Genomic DNA, 14,545 nt, shown 5'->3' with positions numbered 1-14,545 from the left:
GCCCCGCACCATGTCGACCGCGCCGAAGTCCCGGAGCGTGTCGGGCACCCGGCTCTGGGTGGCCGCCCTCTTCCTGCTGCCCGCGCTGGTCCTGCTCGGCGCGCTCGTCGTCTACCCCATCGGCTACTCCGTCTGGCGCAGCCTCTTCGACGCGAGCGGCAACGGCTTCGTGGGCGTGGACAACTACCACGAGGTCTTCACCGACGACCGGATCCGTACGGCCCTGAAGAACAACGTCATCTGGGTGGTCGTGGCGCCGTCGGTGGCCACCGCCCTGGGCCTGGTCTTCGCGGTGCTCACCGAACGGGTGCGCTGGGGCACGGCGTTCAAGCTCGTCGTCTTCATGCCGATGGCGATCTCGATGCTGGCCTCGGGCATCATCTTCCGGCTGGTGTACGAGCAGAACCCCGACCGCGGCGTCGCGAACGCCGTGTGGGTGGGCGTCCACGACACCTTCTCGCCGCCCGCGCCCTTCCCGGGCGCGCACCCCAGGGACGACGGGCTGCTGACGGAGAGCCGCGGGGCGTTCACGACCCGGGCGGTGGTGAAGGCCGGCAGTGCGACCGCGCTGCCACTGGTGGGCGCGAAGCCCGCGGACATGAAGGGCGCCAAGGAGGCCATTCCGGCGCGGGACGTCGCCGGGAAGGTCACCGGAACGGTGTGGCGGGACTTCACGCGCGGCGGAGGCGGCACGCCGGGCAAGATCGACCAGGGCGAGAAGGCCCTGGAGGGCGTGACGGTGGAGGCGGTCAAGGACGGCCGGACCGTCGCCTCGGCCACCTCGGACGCCGACGGCACCTTCACCCTGCCCGCCGCGGCCGACGGCGCCCGGCTGCGCCTGCCCGCCTCGAACTTCGCCGCGCCCTACAACGGCGTCGACTGGCTGGGCCCCTCGCTCGTCACCCCGGCGATCATCGGGGCGTACATCTGGATGTGGGCGGGCTTCGCGATGGTGCTGATCGCGGCGGGGCTCGCGAGCGTGCCGCGGGAGCTGCTGGAGGCGGCGCGGGTGGACGGCGCCAGCGAGTGGCAGGTCTTCCGCAGGGTGACGGTGCCGCTGCTGGCGCCGGTGCTCGCGGTCGTGCTGATCACGCTGATGATCAACGTGCTGAAGATCTTCGACCTCGTCTACATCATCGCGCCGGGCGCGAGCCTCGACAAGGCGAACGTGCTGGCCCTGCAGCTGTACCAGTCGTCCTTCGGCACGGACGTCAACCAGGGCGTGGGCAGCGCGATCGCGGTCTTCCTGCTCGTGCTCGTCCTGCCGGTGATGTACGTCAACCTCCGGCGGATCCGAAGGGAGCGGCGGCGATGACGGGGACGGCCGCAAGGGCGGGGACCGCAGCGGTGATCCCGAGGGGGCGGCGCCGATGACCACGAGGGGGCGGCAGGGATGACCACGCTGGACACGGCCGTACGGGCCAGGCAGTCGCTTCCCGCGCGGATCGCCGCGCGGCTGGGCGGCGGGGTGATGCGGGCCTTCCTCGTCGTGGTCGGGCTGTTCTGGCTGACGCCCACGGTGGGGCTGCTCCTGTCCTCGCTGCGGGACAAGAGAGACATCGCGGCATCGGGCTGGTGGAAGGTCTTCTCCCACCCGGCGCAGCTGACCACCGACAGCTACAGCAACCTCTTCCACAACGACACGGTGATGGAGTCCCTCGGCACCACGGCCCTGATCACCGTGCCCGCGACGGCGCTGGTGATCCTCATCGGCGCCTTCGCCGGCTACGCCTTCGCCTGGCTCGACTTCCCGGGCCGGGACTGGTGGTTCATGGCGGTGGTGGGGCTGCTGGTGGTGCCGGTGCAGGTGGCGCTGATCCCCGTGGCCAAGCTCTTCAACACCCTCGGCATCTTCGAGAGCACGCCCGGCGTGGTGCTCTTCCATACGGCCTTCGGCCTTCCCTTCGCGGTCTTCCTGCTGCGGAACTTCTTCGCGGAGATCCCCCGCGAGCTGCTGGAGGCCGCCCGGCTGGACGGGGCGGGCGAACTGCGGCTGTTCCTGCGGGTGGTGCTGCCGCTGGGCGGGCCGGCCATCGCCTCGCTGGGGATCTTCCAGTTCCTGTGGGTGTGGAACGACATGCTGATCGCGCTGATCTTCGCCGACAGCGGGCACCCGCCGGTCACGGTCGCCCTGCAGCAGCAGGTGCGCCAGTTCGGCGACAACATCGACGTCCTCGCCTCGGGCGCCTTCCTCTCGATGGCCGTACCGCTCGCAGTCTTCTTCGCCTTCCAGCGGCAGTTCGTGAGCGGGGTGATGGCGGGCGCGGTGAAGTGACGGCACGGGCGGGCCGCCCGGGTGCCTCCTAGCGCCGTATGTACAGCGACACCGAGCCGCCGCGGACGAACACCGCCGCCCCCCGCTCCTCCCGGCAGAACTCCTCCAGTGCGGTCGTCTTCGCGTACTCCGCCCGCTGCGCGCGGAACCAGCGCGTGCCGACGGTGCCCGTGTCCCCCACCACCCACACCCGGCTCCCGGACGGCAGCCGGGCCAGCCGGGCGCGCAGCCCGGCCGTGGTGACCTCCTCGCCGAAGAGCGTGCCGGAGGCGGCCGGTGACCGTTCGAGGGTGAGATCGCGCAGGCCCGTGAAGTCGCGCGGATAGGCGAGGGCCACGCGGCGCTCGTACAGCGGCAGGAACAGCACCGCATCCCCCGGCCGTGCCCGCTGCGCGGCCGCCGAGGCGACCGGGGCCAGTTCGTCGCCGCGGCTGGTGGGCAGGCGCTCGCGCTCGTGCAGCGGCAGCTGCACCGCGAAGGCGGCCAGGACGGCCGCGGCGCCGGCGGCCGTCACGGTGCGCCGCCACGGCACGAGGCCCAGGAGCCGCTCGGCGCCCGCCGCGGCGAGCAGGGGCACACCCGCCAGGCAGAACAGCAGATAGCGGTCGAGGAAGAGCGGCTGGTACTGGGCGGCGGCGTAGAGCAGGACGGGCGGGACGAGGGCCCAGGGCAGGGCGACCGCGCTGAGGTGCAGCGCGCCGCGGCGGGGCGGGGACGACGGCGACGCCCGCCGTCGCCCGAGCGCCGGGGCGAGGAGCGCGACCGCGGCCAGGAGGAGCACGGCGCCCAGGACGGGCTGCCCGGGACCGGCGAACGCCTTCACGAGCGCCTCGGCCTCGGGGCGGCCCGGGGTGCGGATCCAGGAGACCTGGGCGCTCTGCCCCCGGGAGACGACCACCAGCGGTATCAGCGGCAGGCAGGCGGCGGCCGCGGCGCACCCCCAACGGCGCCACGTCCGCCACGGCGCCCGGGAGAGCAGCAGGGTCACGGCGTGCGCCGCGAGGAGCAGGACCGCGAACTCGTGCAGGATCGCCGTGCCCGCGACCACCGCGCCGTAGCCGGCCCACCGCCCGTACGAGCCGTGCTCGACGGCGCGGACCAGCAGCCAGGTGGCGAGTGCGGCGCCCGTGGCGACGAGGGCGTACGAGCGGCCTTCCTGCGCGTAGTGGCTGACAAAGGGGGTGACGGCGTAGAGCAGCCCGGCCCACAGCCCGACGCGGGGCCGGGCCAGCCGGCAGCCCAGGGCGCCGACGAGCGCGGCGGTGGCGGCGGACGCGGCGACGGAGGGCAGCCGCAGCGCGATCTCGTCGGCGCGCACGGCGAGGACGGCGTGCATCAGCGCGTAGTACAGGCCGTGGACGGCGTCGATCGTGCCGAGCACGTGCCACATCTCCGGCAGGGAACGGCGGGCCACCTGGAAGGTGGCGCTCTCGTCCCGCCACATCGTCCCGCGGTCCAGCCCCCACAGGCCGAGGACGAGCATGACGGCCGCGGGGACGGTCACGGCGAGGACGGCGGCGCGGGTGGGGCGGGCGCGGCGCGGAGGGGGCTGCGCCGCGGCCTCCGGCGCGGCGGCCCCGGGCGGCTCCAGCTCTGTCAGCCCCGTCCCCATCACTCCGTCCCCTCCCCGGTCCTGACGGACCCGGACACCCGGCCACACCCGGAATTCCCAATGACCCGCTTTATACATATTCATCGGTAAAACTGTGTTTCGTGACAGTGAACGAGAGCGGAACCCTGCCCACCGCGCAGGTCGGCGTCATCGTCATCGGGTTCAACGACGCCGGCCACATCCGCGACGCCGTCCGCTCCGCACTCGCCCAGGGGCCGGCCGTAGCCGAGGTCATCGCCGTCGACGACGCCTCCACCGACGGCACCGCCGCGATCCTCGACGAGCTGGCCGACGGTGACCCGCGCCTGCGCGTCATCCACCGCGCGGCCAACAGCGGCGGCTGCGGCACCCCCCGCAACGACGGCGTACGGGCCGCCACCGCCCCGTACGTGATGTTCCTCGACAGCGACGACACCCTGCCCGACGGCGCCGCCGACGCCCTCCTCGGCGCCGCCCTGCGCCACCGCGCCCCCGTGGCGGCCGGCCTGTGCGTGCGCCGCGAACTCCCCCAGCGGCGCGACACCGGCTGGCAGCCCGCCCTCTACCGGCGGGCCGCCGTGCACAGCAGCCCCGAGGCCCGCCCGGCGCTCCTGCGCGACACTTTGTGCGTCAACAAGCTCTACGCGCGCGACTTCCTCACCGCGCACGGCATCGCCTTCCCCGAAGGCCGCTTCGTCTACGAGGACTTCGTCTTCACGGCCCGGGTCATGGCGGCCGCGCCGCGCGTGGCGACCGTCACCGACACCGTCTACATCTGGCACGTGCGGCGCGACGCCGCCGCGCCCTCCATCTCCCTGGACCGCGAGCGCATCGCCAACTGGCAGGCGCGCGTGGCCGCCCACCGGCGCAGCGTCGACGTCTTCCTCGACGCGGGCAGCAAGCCCCTCGCCCGCGCCGCCCGGGTGAAGTTCCTCGACCACGACCTGCGGATGTACGTACGCGAACTGCCCCTGCGCAGCGCCGGCTACCGGCACGCGTGGTGGCGCGTGACCCGCGGCTACCTCGCCGCCTACGAAGAGGCCGAGCTGGGCGCCGCCCGGCCGCCGGCCCGCTGGATCGCCCGGGTCGTGCTGGCCGCGGAGGCCCCGCGCGACCTGGAGCGGCTGGCCCAGCTCGCCGCCCGGCCGGCACGGCTGCTGCCGCCGTACGCGGAGGAGGACGCCGTCCCCGTCTGGTCGGCGGACCTGCCCGGGGCCGCGCTGGACGGCGTCCTCGGACCGGAGGCCGTGCCGCCGCACCACCTGCCGGTGACCGTGGACGCCGAACTGCGTCTCGCGGCCCGGGCCCGCGCCCGGCTGCGGCTGCGCGTCCACGACCTCTACGGGCGGCTGGCCACCATCCGGCCGGAGACCGCGGAGGTCGAGCTGCGCCGCAGGGACGGCGGGCCGGTGCTGCGGCGCGCCGTGCCGCTGACGGACGAGGGCACGGCCTGGACCGCGCGCGTCGTCCTCCCCCTGACGGTGCTCGCGGGCTGCGACCTCCGCGACGGCGCGGCCCCGCCGCAGACGTGGGACGTGCGCGTACGGGTGCAGTGCGCGGGCGGGGCGTTCCGCACGACTGTCCGGGCCGTGGGCGGCGGGCTGCACCGCGCGGCCCTGCCGAGCCTCCGTCACGGCATGCTGCTGGCCCGGCCCTACGCCACGGTGAACGGCTCGCTGGCGCTGCGGCTGGCATCGGGCGCACGCGGCGCGTGGGCGGTGGCGCGCCGCTGACAGGCCGGGCCACCGCGCCCCGAAAGGGGCGCGGGGAACTGCGCGCCCAGCCCCGGACAACCCGCAGTCAAGCTTCATGCTCATGCTCCCCCCTGACATCGGCTAGCGGTCGATCTCCTCGAACAGGGCTTCCCACCGGTCAAGCACGGCAGGCAACCGCAGCGGCGAGACGTGCTCACGCGCGGCGCAGCCGTAACGCTCGCGGAGGGCGCCGTCCGCCATGAGCTCTCCGAGCGCGGCGGCGAAGGCCCCGGCCTCGCCGGGAGGCACGAGCGTGCCCGTGCGGCCGTGGCGCACCAGTTCGCGGACGCCGCCCGACAGGTCGAAGCTCACGCAGGGGACGCCGAGCGCGGAGGCCTCGGCGAGCGCCATGGGGCGGCCTTCGCGCTCGCTGGTGAGGGCGACGACGGAGAGCTCGCGGTAGGCGGCGGCCATGTCGCGCACGCTGCCGCGGAAGTGGACGCGACCGGCGATGCCCAGGCGGTCGGCCCGGGCGCGCAGCTCCTGTTCCAGCGGGCCGTCGCCGAAGAGGTGCAGCTCCCAGTCCGGCTGTGCGGCGGAGGCCGCGGCGAAGGCGTCGAGCAGCCGGTCCAGGCGTTTGACGGCCTCCAGGCGGCCGACCGCGCCGACGCGCCGGGTGTCCAGGGAGGCCCGGCCGGCGGGGGCGAAGGGCAGGGGGTTGGGCAGGACGGCGGCGTTGGGCAGCCGGCGGCGCCGGAACTCGGCGGCGTCCGGCTCGCTGAGGAACACCGCCTTCTCCAGGGCCGGGTAGTGCCGCAGGATCAGCTGGAGGTTCTCGGAGGTGCAGGCCTGGTGGAAGGACTCGTGGTACTGCCCGATGCCCTTGAGGTGGGACCACTCGACGGCCTGCAGCCACACGGCCGCCCAGGGCGAGCCGATGACGACCATGCCGTCGCGGACGGCTGCGAACCGGCGGGCCAGCCGCTCCCGTGCCCGCTCCCGCTCCTGCCGCTCGGCGCGCGCCGACCTCAGCCGCGCGGGGCTCAGCCGCTCGGCGAACGACCGGGCGCGCCAGGCGGGCGGGGGCGGGGTGCGGTAGAGGGTGGTGCGGCGGTAGGCGGGGGCGGCGAGGAAGGTGTGGGGCTCCGGGCTGGGGCGGATGCCGATGAGCTCGACGCGGTGGCCGCGCTCGGCGAAGCCCTGGGCGAGCGTGTGCAGCACGCGCTGCGAGCCGCCCATGGAGTCGACGTCGATCCCGACGAGGAAGAGGTTGCGCCGCTTCACCGGGCCTCGCCCCCTGTGGGGGACCCGGCGAAGGCCCGCGCGAAGAACAGGTCCACCACGGCCTCGCTCGACTTGCCCGTCTCGTAGGGGTTGAACCGCTCCCGGAAGCGGGCGTAGGCCCCGGCCCACTCCTCCTGCACCGCCTTCAGGTCGCGCAGGGCGGCGATGAGCCGGTCGGTGGTGGCGAGCATCGGGCCGGGCGCGATGTCGGGCAGGTCGTAGTAGGTGCCGCGGGCGGTGGCGCGGTAGTGCTCGTAGTCGTCGGTGAAGAACAGGATGGGGCGGCCGAGGTTGGCGTAGTCGAACATCAGGGACGAGTAGTCCGTGAGGAGGGCGTCGGAGGCGAGCAGGAGGTCGTTGAGGTCGGGGAAGTCGCGGCCGTCGCGCACGGCGTGGCCGAGCTCGCGGGGGACGGTGTAGCGCTCGTAGTAGTGCGGGCGGACGACGAACGTCCATTCGTCGCCGAGGTAGCGCACGAGCTCGGCCAGGTCGGCCCGGACGGACTCGCCGCTGCCGCGCGCGCCGTCGCGGAAGGTGGGGGCGTAGAGCAGGACGCGGCGGCCGTCGGGGATCTGCAGGCGCTCGCGGGTGGCGGCGGCGCGCTCACGGCGGCCGGGGTCGTCCCAGCGGACGAGGTCGTCGTTGCGGGGCAGGCCGGTGCGCAGGAGCTCGCCGGTGTAGCCGTTGGCGCGGACGAAGGTGCGCTCGAACTCCTCGCTGGGGGCGATGAGGGCGTCCCAGCGGTCGATCGTCTCGCGGTGCCGCTGCCGCCGCTCGGGGCTCGCCAGCCGCAGCTCGGGGACGTCGAAGCCCATGTGCTTGAAGGCCTGTCCGTGCCAGGTCTGCAGATAGCGGGTGGCGGGGCGCTTGCCGTAGAGCGTGGGGAAGCCGTGGGAGTCGACCCAGTAGCGGGCGCGGGCGAGGGCGTGGACGTACTCCCAGCTGCCGCGGCGGACCAGCGGGAGCCCCTCGGGGTAGGAGGAGCGGTTGCCGGAGTAGGACCAGACGGCGCGCAGGGGCAGGCCGCGCCGCTGCAGTTCCTCGTGGATGGCGCGGGGGCTGTCGGCATAGCCGCGGCCCTCCAGGGCCTCGAAGACGACGAGGCCGTCGTCCACGGGGAGTTTCTGCAGCTCGTGGTAGGTGAGGGCCTTGATGCGGGGGCCGGTGACGCGACGGGTGAGCCGCTGGACGCCGCGGCGGACGGGCTGCAGCTGACCGGCCACGGCCTCGGCCCGGCCGAGGGCTCCGGCGCGCTCCCAGGTCAGCTCCAGCCGGCCGGCCCCGTGCCCCTCGCAGGCCACGCGCACGGTGTGGGCGGCGAGCAGGCCGCGCCGGGGGATCCTCGCCTGCAGCGCGGTGAGGCCCGCGGGGGCCAGCAGCGGGTCGGTGCGGGTGAGGCCGAGGCGTTCGAGGGCGACGACGGGGTGTCTGCGGCCGCGGAAGCCCTTGGGGCCGAGGGGGACGCGGCGCAGGTCGAGGACGGCCTCGGCGGTGCGGTAGGCGAAGCGGCCGCCCTCACCGGGCGTGGCGGGGTCGTACGCGAAGGGCACGGCCAGCGGCTCCCCGGTGGTGGCGATGCGCAGCTCGGCGCCGAGCGGGCTCGGCGCGCTGAGCAGCAGGGCGGGGTCGTAGGTGCGCAGCCGGATCCGCAGGAGCGGCCCGTCGGGGGCGACTTCCGCCACCTCGTGGCGCAGGGGGCCCGCGGCGAAGGGCTGGTCGTCCAGGCGCCAGGCGGTGATGTCGAGGCCGGCGGCCTCCTCGGCGTTCAGCGGCAGGGACAGGCCCCAGTACGTGCGGCCGGCCTCGCGGACGACGTGGCGCGGGGCGAGCCGGGGCCGGTCGAGGGTGCGGGCGCACTCGGCGGCCTCCTCGTACCGCCCGGCGCACAGCAGGAACTGACAGATCTGCTGTTCGCGGGGCATGGCGGCGAGGGCCTCGGGGGCGATCTCCGCGAGGTAGGGGGTGACGGCGGCGGCGAAGCCGGCGATCCACTCGGGGTCGCGGAAGGGGAGGTCGCCGAGGTAGAGGCGGAAGTCGTGGCGGAGGAACTTCTCGTCCTTCGCGGGGCGCAGGGCGGCGTTGCCGGACTCCTCCAGGAAGGCGTCGACGAGCCGGGCGGCCTTGATGCGGTCGACGGCGTTGCGCAGCTTGTGGCGGCTGGAGGAGATGGAGAGCGTGGCGGGGTCGGCGGCGAGCCGCCAGGTGTAGACGGGCCAGGGGACGACGGCGAAGGTGCGGGCGAGGGTGAGGGCGCGGGCGGTGAAGAGCTGGTCCTCGTAGTGCATGTCCTCCGGGAAGCGGAGGCCGTGTCGGGCGAGGAAGTCCGCGCGGTAGAGCTTGTTGGTGGAGAGGTGGTCGAGGAAGAACTCGGGGGCGGAGCGGATGCCGTGGACCACGCGCACGTCCCCGAAGAGCTCGGGGTACCACAGGCCGGTGGTGCCGGATTCCTCGAAGAGGCGGGTGACCTCGCCGGTGACGAGGTCGGCGCCGGTCTCCTCGGCGGTGAGCAGCAGGGACTTGCAGGCGTGGTACGGCAGTTCGTCGTCGCTGTCGAGGAACATGAGGTGGGGGGCGCGGGCCGCGTCGATCCCGGCGTTGCGCGGGGTGCCGCAGCCGCCGCTGTTGACGGGCAGCCGGATGAGCCGCACGCGGGGATCGGCGGTGGTGAGGCGCTCGGCGGTCGCGAAGGTGCCGTCCGTCGAGCAGTCGTCGACGATGATCACTTCGAGGTTGCGCAGGGACTGGGCGAGGACCGACCGCACGGCGCGCGGCAGGCGGTCGGCGTCGTTGTGGACGATCACGACGACGCTGACATCGGGGCCGGGGGCGGGATGTGCGGCGGTCACGGTCACCTCGTCTCGGTGCGGTCCGGCACATCGCGGGCACGCTCGGGCGGCCCGTCATCCGCGCGGACGGATTCACGATTACTCAAAGCGTAGACGCGGGCACTGACAGTCACCTCCCCCGAGGGGTCCGAGCGGGTGCGCCAGGCGTGCAGGGCCAGGGCCGCGGTCACCCCGGTGATCAGTACGACGTCGCGGAAGGCGTGCCTGCGGGCCGTCTCCAGGTACGGCCACGAGACTCCGGCGGCCTCCGGCAGCAGCGGCAGCCACAGCCAGACCGAGCGTGCCGCCGCGGCGCGCACCACCAGCGAAGCGGCGAGCGAAGGCAGCACCACCAGCATGTAGTGCTGGAACGACGGCCGTGACACCAGGAACGCCGCGAGCATCAGCAGCGACGCGCACTCCACCAGCCGCAGGGCCGGATCCCCGCCGGCCCGCCACCGCAGGCGCGCGCACAGCAGGACCGCGACCGCCGCGCCGGCCGCGAGCACGAGGGCCGGCGTCTGCGGCACCCCGAGCCGGGGAAGGACGGACGGCCACGCAGCGTCGAACGGGCGGGCGTACGCGTCCTGGCCCCGCATCAGGAACGGCAGCGTCCGGGTGAAGAACAGCCCGGGCCGCGGCATGGCCAGGGCCGCCGCCAGCGACACGGCCGCGGGAACGCCCACGGCCCAGGCCAGCGCCCGCCACCGGCGGGCGAACACGAACAGCAGCAGCACCGGCACAAGCATCGGCTTCAGCGCCACCGCCGCGCCCACCACCGCCCCGGCCGCACACCAGCGCCCGCGGTGGGCGAGCAGCAGGGCGGCGGGGAAGGCGACGGCCGACAGGGCCGTCCAGTTGCCGAGGTAGACGACGCCGTGGAAGGGCTCGAAGACGCCGAGCGCCGCGACGACGCCCGCCGCGAGCCGGCTGTCGGCCCGCACCCCGAAGATCCGCAGGGCGAGCACGACCCCGGCGAGGACGAGCAGCGCGGTGACGACGGGCACCGCCCTGGCCAGCGCTTCGTTGCCGAACACGGTCTCGGGGACCGCGGCGAACACCGCGCCCGGCAGATAGAGGAACCGTTTGTCCGCGTACGGCGAGCCGCCGTCGAGCAGCGCCCGCGCCGCCCGTACGACCACCGCGTTGTCTATCCCGGGCGTCCGGGGGCCCTGCACCACGCGCACGACGTCCAGCGCGAGCACGAGCAGCGCGGCGAGCAGCACCGGCCAGGGAGCCCGCCCGCGCAGCCACCTCCCGAGGGCGTCGGGGCGGCTCGCGGCGGGCGTCGTCACGGCGCTCGCGTCACTCGCGGCGCTCTTGGCGCTCACGGCGCGACCTCGGAGAGGACGAACCCGGCCGGGCCCCGGACGGTCCGGCGCAGGGCGGGATCGCCCCGGTCCAGGCCCGGGCCGCCGTTCTTCTGCAGGACCCAGCGCACGCGGTACTCCTTGAGGATGCCGAGCCGCTCGGCCCGGGAGGTGGCCGGGGCGAAGTAGCGGCGGGTCGCGGCGCGGCGGCGTGCCGCGTCGGGGAGGAAGACGTCGGGGTAGGCGGGGGCGACGGTGTACGGCCCGTAGGCGGGCAGCATCCGCAGCGCGTAGTAGTTGTCGGTCATCACCGTCTGCCGCGCGGGCACTTCACGCGCCGCCCAGGTGAACCGTGGCCAGAGCGCGACGGTGTGGAGGTGGCGCAGGACGGGCGGAAGCGCCTGGGGGCGCAGGACGTACGTGAGCACCCCCGCCTGCGTCCACGCGCCCGCCAAGAGGGCGACCGCCGTCAGCGGGACGAGCGCCGCCCGAACCCGGCGGCCGCCGGAGGCGGCCTCCAGAGCGAGGGCGAGCTGCGCGGGGACGAGGACGGCGGGCAGGATCCTGCCCCACGCCTGATGGCCGCTCAGACCGCCGGCCGCGAAGACGGCGAGCCCCAGCCCGAAGAAGATCACCAGCGGGTCGCGGCGGTCGCGCCGGGCCCGCAGCGCGAGCGCGGCCACGCCGAGGCCGGCCAGGCAGAACTTCGTCGCGAGGTGGTCGTAGAGCGGCCGGTGGATGTCATCCAGACCGCCCGTGCCGAGCAGGGAGAAGAACGCGTAGTACGGCCAGCAGGCGAGCACCGCGGCGGCCAGGGCGCACGCGGCGGCCACCCGCAGCCACACCGCCCGCCCCGGCCACGGCCGCGCGCCGAGCAGCACCGCGGCGGCGCCGAGCACCGCGACGGCGCCCGTGAACTGATGGGTGAGCAGGATCCCGGCGAGCAGCAGCCCGAGCCCCAGGAAGGCCGCCGTACCCCAGGCCGCGGCCAGGGCACGCCGCAGCAGCGCCCACAGGTGGAAGGCCATGCCGAAGGCGAACGTGCTCGGATAGGCGAGAGTGAGCGAAATCGAGGTGAGCCCGAGGACGCCGCTCCACGCGAAAAGCCTCACTCCGTACAGCAGGAGCAGGCACAGCACCGCCAGCGGCACCGCCGTCCTGCTGCGCGTGAACGTCCGCACGAAGGCGTGGACGCCCGTGCCGAGGAGGGCGAGCCCGGCGAGTGCCCCCAGGCGCAGCACGGTGAAGGTGCCCCAGCCGGTCGCCGATCCGGTGAGCGCGAGCAGGACCGTCCACGGCGAGTAGTAGGGGCTCGGGGTCGGGGCGTCGACCAGGGGGTTGCCGGGGTGGAGGGGGTCGGCGCGCAGCCGTTCGAGGACAGCCGCGTGCATGCCGAGATCTCCGGACCAGGGCAGCCGCACGGTCATCAGCAGCAGGAGGACGGCCAGCAGCAGGACGGCGACGACGACGGGCCGTCGGGCCGCTGCGCGGGCCGGGCGCGCGGCCCCGGGCGGGGCCGCACGCTCAGCGGGGACGGTGACCGGAAGCACGGGCCGACCTCGTGCGCAGCCGCCACGGCATGACCACCGATTCGAGCTGGACGGCCAGGTTCATCTTCGACTCGCCTGCGGTGCGGTCCTCGAAGTGGATGGGCACCTCCATGACCGTGTACCCGGCCTTGAGCGCGCGGTACTTCATCTCGACCTGGAAGCTGTAGCCGGCGCTGTCGACGGTCTCCAGGTCGATGGCGTTCAGGGCGGCCGCGGACCAGAGGTTGAAGCCGCCGGTGATGTCCCGTACGCGGGTGCCGAGGATCGTGCTGGCGTAGGCGTTGGCCCAGCGGGAGAGGGCCTTTCTGTGGACGCCCCACGCGTCGGAGAGGGAGCCGCCGGGCACGTAGCGGCTGCCGACGACGACGTCCGCGCCGGTGGCGAGGGCGACCCCGAGCAGCTCGGGGATCTTCTCCGCGGGGTGGCTGCCGTCGGCGTCCATCTGCAGGACGTAGGAGGCGCCCTCGGCGACGGCCCGGGCCATGCCGGCGGCGTAGGCGCGGCCGAGCCCGTCCTTGGTGGTGCGGTGCAGGACGCCCACCCGGGTCCGGCCGGGCTCGTTGTACTTCTCCGCCAGTTGTTCGGCGATGGCCCCGGTGCCGTCGGGGCTGTTGTCGTCGACGACCAGCAGCCGCAGGCCCTCCAGCGGCAGGGCCATGAGCGCCTCCGCCATGGTGGCCAGGTTCGCCGCCTCGTTGTACGTGGGCATGACGACGGTCGTCGCGGTGCGGCTCCACTCGGCGGGCAGCGGGGGTGCCGCGGCGGGGGTGTGTGGTGCGCTCATGGGCTCGGTCCTCGTGGGTTCGTCGGCAAAGGGCGTGGGTTCGTCGGCAAAGGGACTGCGTCTGCATGCGCCGGCAGCGGGCCGGTAGCGGGCTGGCAGCGGGCCGGGCCGGCGTCAGGCGGCGGAGAAGCGGATGGCCGCGTCGGGGATGACCATGCCGCACCACACGCGGGCGCCGTCGCACAGCTCGTTGTCGGAGCCGACCTCCGCGTGGTCGCCGATCACCACGCCGTCGAGGGCGGTGCGCGGGCCGACCCGGGCGTCCCGGCCGATCATGCTGGCCCGGATCCGGGCACCGGCCCCGATGCGCGCGCCGTCCAGCACGACCGACCCCTCGACCTCCGCTCCGGCCTCGACGTGCGCCCCGGCGCCGATGACGCTCCCGCCGGACAGGCGGGCTCCTTCCTCGACGCGGGCGCCGGGCAGCACCAGGTGTTCGCCCGGTTCGCCGGGCACGGCGGGCGAGCGGACGACCCCGCGGACGAGGTCGGCCGACGCCTGGACGAAGGAGGCGGGGCGGCCGAGGTCCAGCCAGTACGAGGCGTCGACCACGCCGTGCAGCAGCGCGCCGGAGGCCAGCAGGCCGGGGAAGGTCTCGCGTTCGACGGAGACCGGGCGGCCGTCGGGGATGGTGTCGATGACGTCGCGGCGGAAGACGTAGGCGCCGGCGTTGATCTGGTCGGTGACGATCTCCTCGGGGCGGCGGGGCTTCTCGGTGAAGGCCAGGACGCGCCCGCCGGCGTCGGTGGGGACGAGCCCGAAGGCCCTGGGGTCGGCCACCCTGGTCAGGTGCAGGGTGACGTCGGCCTGAGCCTGCTCGTGGCGGCGCAGCAGGCCCCTGATGTCGAGGCCGGTGAGGATGTCCCCGTTGAAGACGAGGACGGGGCCGCGCGGGCCGGTGGTGAGGGCCTGCGCCGCGCTGCGGATGGCGCCGCCGGTGCCGAGCGGCTCCTTCTCGGTGACGTAGGTCAGACGCAGGCCGTGGGCGGAGCCGTCGCCGAAGTAGGGCTCGAAGACCTCGGCGAGGTAGGAGGTGGCGAGGACGACGTGGCCGACGCCGGCGGCCCGGGCGAGGGCCAGCTGGTGGGCGATGAAGGGCACTCCGGCGGCCGGGACCATCGGCTTCGGCGTGTTGAGGGTGAGCGGCCGCAGCCGGGTCCCCTTGCCGCCGACGAGCAGTACCGCCTCTGTCATGCCACTGTCCTCGCCGTCGTCTTCGCACTGTGTCAGTT

10 protein-coding genes are annotated in these 14,545 nt (G+C 74.6%); 3 read left to right on the top strand and 7 right to left on the bottom strand.

The genetic code is table 11. The features are described 5' to 3' along the window. Window positions 1–10: 10 nt before the first annotated feature. Window positions 11–1,315, top strand: coding sequence for a carbohydrate ABC transporter permease (locus tag IE241_RS05490; protein WP_190020498.1), 1,305 nt, complete (start codon window positions 11–13; stop codon window positions 1,313–1,315). 78 nt (window positions 1,316–1,393) lie between these two features. Next, window positions 1,394–2,275, top strand: coding sequence for a carbohydrate ABC transporter permease (locus tag IE241_RS05485; RefSeq protein ID WP_190020497.1), 882 nt, complete (start codon window positions 1,394–1,396; stop codon window positions 2,273–2,275). 28 nt (window positions 2,276–2,303) lie between these two features. On the opposite strand, the gene IE241_RS05480 is transcribed toward IE241_RS05485, so the two are convergent. Then, the gene (locus tag IE241_RS05480) at window positions 2,304–3,887 is read right to left on the bottom strand and encodes a glycosyltransferase family 39 protein (RefSeq protein WP_229898834.1); all 1,584 of its coding nucleotides are present in this window, start codon (window positions 3,885–3,887) and stop codon (window positions 2,304–2,306) included. Window positions 3,888–3,988: 101 nt separating this feature from the next. Between IE241_RS05480 and IE241_RS05475 the strand changes: the two genes are divergently transcribed. Then, window positions 3,989–5,599, top strand: coding sequence for a glycosyltransferase family 2 protein (locus IE241_RS05475; RefSeq protein WP_229898832.1), 1,611 nt, complete (start codon window positions 3,989–3,991; stop codon window positions 5,597–5,599). A gap of 102 nt (window positions 5,600–5,701) precedes the next feature. On the opposite strand, the gene IE241_RS05470 is transcribed toward IE241_RS05475, so the two are convergent. From IE241_RS05470 to manB, 6 genes are all read right to left on the bottom strand, one after another. Beyond that, window positions 5,702–6,844: a glycosyltransferase gene (locus tag IE241_RS05470; protein WP_229898830.1), complete on the bottom strand. Its 1,143-nt coding sequence runs from the start codon at window positions 6,842–6,844 to the stop codon at window positions 5,702–5,704. Beyond that, window positions 6,841–9,690 (bottom strand): bifunctional glycosyltransferase/CDP-glycerol:glycerophosphate glycerophosphotransferase, encoded by a 2,850-nt coding sequence (locus IE241_RS05465; protein ID WP_190020496.1) that lies wholly within the window; start codon window positions 9,688–9,690, stop codon window positions 6,841–6,843. The genes IE241_RS05470 and IE241_RS05465 overlap by 4 nt, the downstream gene beginning before the upstream one ends. Before the next feature lie 2 nt (window positions 9,691–9,692). After that, window positions 9,693–11,000 carry a glycosyltransferase family 87 protein gene (locus IE241_RS05460; RefSeq protein WP_229898828.1) on the bottom strand — a complete coding sequence of 436 codons (1,308 nt, stop codon included), beginning with the start codon at window positions 10,998–11,000 and terminating at the stop codon, window positions 9,693–9,695. Further along, window positions 10,997–12,529: a hypothetical protein gene (locus tag IE241_RS05455; RefSeq protein WP_229898826.1), complete on the bottom strand. Its 1,533-nt coding sequence runs from the start codon at window positions 12,527–12,529 to the stop codon at window positions 10,997–10,999. Before IE241_RS05455 ends, IE241_RS05460 begins: the two co-directional genes overlap by 4 nt. After that, window positions 12,504–13,313, bottom strand: a complete 810-nt coding sequence (locus IE241_RS05450; RefSeq protein WP_190020495.1) for a polyprenol monophosphomannose synthase — start codon at window positions 13,311–13,313, stop codon at window positions 12,504–12,506. The genes IE241_RS05455 and IE241_RS05450 overlap by 26 nt, the downstream gene beginning before the upstream one ends. Before the next feature lie 114 nt (window positions 13,314–13,427). Further along, on the bottom strand, window positions 13,428–14,507 hold the full coding sequence (gene manB / locus IE241_RS05445) for a mannose-1-phosphate guanylyltransferase (protein WP_190020494.1): 1,080 nt from the start codon (window positions 14,505–14,507) through the stop codon (window positions 13,428–13,430). Between the last annotated feature and the right edge of the window lie 38 nt (window positions 14,508–14,545).

This window comes from Streptomyces hiroshimensis (genome assembly GCF_014650335.1).
Lineage (GTDB): Bacteria > Actinomycetota > Actinomycetes > Streptomycetales > Streptomycetaceae > Streptomyces > Streptomyces hiroshimensis.
Note: the sequence above shows the minus strand (reverse complement) of the source record. Positions and strands in the feature narration are given on the sequence as shown.

Bases quoted from the DNA above. Each gene is read 5' to 3' on its own strand.
- IE241_RS05490 (WP_190020498.1), top strand. From the start codon at position 11: ATGTCGACCGCGCCGAAGTCCCGGAGCGTGTCGGGCACCCGGCTCTGG.
- IE241_RS05485 (WP_190020497.1), top strand. From the start codon at position 1,394: ATGACCACGCTGGACACGGCCGTACGGGCCAGGCAGTCGCTTCCCGCG.
- IE241_RS05480 (WP_229898834.1), bottom strand. From the start codon at position 3,887: ATGGGGACGGGGCTGACAGAGCTGGAGCCGCCCGGGGCCGCCGCGCCG.
- IE241_RS05450 (WP_190020495.1), bottom strand. From the start codon at position 13,313: ATGAGCGCACCACACACCCCCGCCGCGGCACCCCCGCTGCCCGCCGAG.
- manB (WP_190020494.1), bottom strand. From the start codon at position 14,507: ATGACAGAGGCGGTACTGCTCGTCGGCGGCAAGGGGACCCGGCTGCGG.